The sequence below is a fragment of the Cyanothece sp. BG0011 genome (assembly GCF_003013815.1).
Taxonomy (GTDB): domain Bacteria; phylum Cyanobacteriota; class Cyanobacteriia; order Cyanobacteriales; family Microcystaceae; genus Crocosphaera.
Genome location: NZ_PRLH01000134.1, coordinates 1 through 2,089, shown reverse-complemented (window position 1 = coordinate 2,089; position 2,089 = coordinate 1). Strand labels below are relative to the sequence as shown.

Annotated in this window: 3 protein-coding genes; all 3 read left to right on the top strand. The window is 33.2% G+C overall.

Features of this window, described 5'->3' with window-relative positions; genetic code table 11:
- Nucleotides 1–372 precede the first annotated feature (372 nt).
- The 3 genes from C4E06_RS16175 (at nt 373) to C4E06_RS16165 (ending at nt 2,048) form a co-directional block, all read left to right on the top strand.
- Entirely contained in the window at nt 373–891 is a 519-nt protein-coding gene (locus C4E06_RS16175) for a hypothetical protein (protein ID WP_107668996.1), read from the top strand.
- Complete coding sequence (locus C4E06_RS16170; protein ID WP_107668995.1) at nt 872–1,303, top strand: hypothetical protein; 432 nt, start codon at nt 872–874, stop codon at nt 1,301–1,303. The genes C4E06_RS16175 and C4E06_RS16170 overlap by 20 nt, the downstream gene beginning before the upstream one ends.
- Nucleotides 1,304–1,595: 292 nt before the next feature.
- Nucleotides 1,596–2,048 (top strand): Uma2 family endonuclease, encoded by a 453-nt coding sequence (locus tag C4E06_RS16165; protein ID WP_198648742.1) that lies wholly within the window; start codon nt 1,596–1,598, stop codon nt 2,046–2,048.
- Nucleotides 2,049–2,089: the final 41 nt, after the last annotated feature.

The window sequence follows — 2,089 nt, the reverse complement described above, 5'->3', positions numbered from 1 at the left end:
GGCTGAATAAGGAATAGGCTTTTAGGGATAATTAATCAATTATCCCTAACGGTTCAAAAGAATAAAAATTAAACAGCATTAAAGTAGGGTGGGTTAGACGGCTATCATTCAGGTTATTACGAGAATATAATAATCCGTCGTAAACCCACCATTTTAGTTAAAATAATCCACTACTTAAAATTGTCTTAAAAAGAAGAAAATTTAATTTTTCCCTCTGATTGAGCAAGGTCTCCAAAATCGAATAAAATTGAAGATAGGAGGGACATCCTCAATAGATAGTGCATCAGGGTTGTCATTTAAGTATGTCTGATCTTATCTCCCCTCAAGAAAAAGCATATCTTACTAACGTCATCTCTGAAATCTTCCTTGAGTATGACGCAAGTTGACAAAAAAGAAGTAGAAGTTTTCTGCACTAATTTTGTTGAACAACGGGATAAAATACAAGAGCTAAGTATTGTTATTGATGAGGTTAATCTCGGTTTAAATACCATTGATTCTCTAGAAAATTATCATCGGGATTTAACCAATGCTCAAAAGAAAGGTAAATCAAAAGTCAATTGGTTAAAAGCAAACCTCAAAGCCATTACTAATATTAAAGATATCAGAAAAATTGGAGAAATTGTTCAATCCATTCAAGCTGAATTAATTAACTCTAATAATCAGCATCTCAGTTCTTTATTAGATGAAAATGTAGAACTTTTTCCAGAAATATCACCAGGGGAAATTACGAGAATTGATGAGGAGACAGAAGCGGTACAAGGGTTACTGGGTAATGTTCAAAATAACTCTTTACTCACTACCCTTTCTTGTGTGCAACAGATTGAATCTGTTGTTGAACATCTTGACACTAATAATCAAAATGTAAGCCAAGTTGCTAAGGATTGTTTTTGAGGGAGAATTAGGGAATGATAGTGAGTTAGTAGCAAAAAAATTGGTCACTTGTGGTGTTATTGTTGCTGATAATGAAGTTCCTATGGAAGCACTTGAGGGGATGGATGCTCCCCAAATTGCTATTGTAGTGGATATGGGAATTACTATTGCTAAAGTAGCCTACAAATTGGCTCAAGGTAAGATGCAAGTCAATAAAGCAATGGACTACATTTATGATCACTTTGTTGCTGCTATTGGTACTGTCACTCAAGCAGTGGTACAGTTACAAACTCAGTTAATGGGAACGCAAATTGGGGCTATACTAGGATCGATATTTGGCCCTGTGGGAACCCTTTTGGGTGGTATTGCAGGTGGGGTTCTCGGTCGGTTAGCAGGAAATCCTATCGCTCAAAGTATTAAAAAAGGAGTGTAAAAATAGGTCAGTTTGCTAAGGAAAGTGTCATCAAAGTTGTCGATACAATGAAACAAGTAGGTCAAGAAATTGGCAAGAAGGTGATAGAAGGAGCTAAAAAGTGAAGAAATTTCTTACAAACTTGTTTTGATAACTAACGTTACGTAGAAGGAGAATGAATTAAGCTAATATTATAATATAAAAAAAGAGGAGATTAATCAATGATGATATTACTAACAGATAAATTAGCATACCTCAAAACTCTGGTTTGATTTGGTGAAATTAAAAGAGAGTGAATCTGAGCAGATTTTTTTTGTTTAATAATATTAGTTGGCAACAATATGAAAATTTACTGCAATCTTTAGAAGATAATGCTGGAATTAGGTTGAAATATTGTGAGGAAAATTTAGCGATTATGTCACCGAGTCGTCGTCATGAGTTTGATAAAAAAATTATAGCAATGCTATTGGAAACTTATTTTTTTGAGCAGGAAATTAAGTTTTATCCTTTAGGTTCAACTACATTAAAAAAAGAAAATATAAACAGAGGAATTGAGCCAGATGAATGTTATTGTCTTTATGGTAATAAAGATATTCCCGATTTAGCAATTGAAGTTATTGTTACTAGCGGTGGTCTTAATTCTTTAGAGATTTACAAAGGTATAGGTGTTAAGGAAGTTTGGTTTTGGGAAAAGGAAAAATTAACAGTTTATAGCTTAAATAATGGAGAATATACAAAAGTTAAGCAAAGTCAGTTGTTACCTTAATCTAGATTTGGATTTATTTGCTAGTTTTATTGGTTATGATG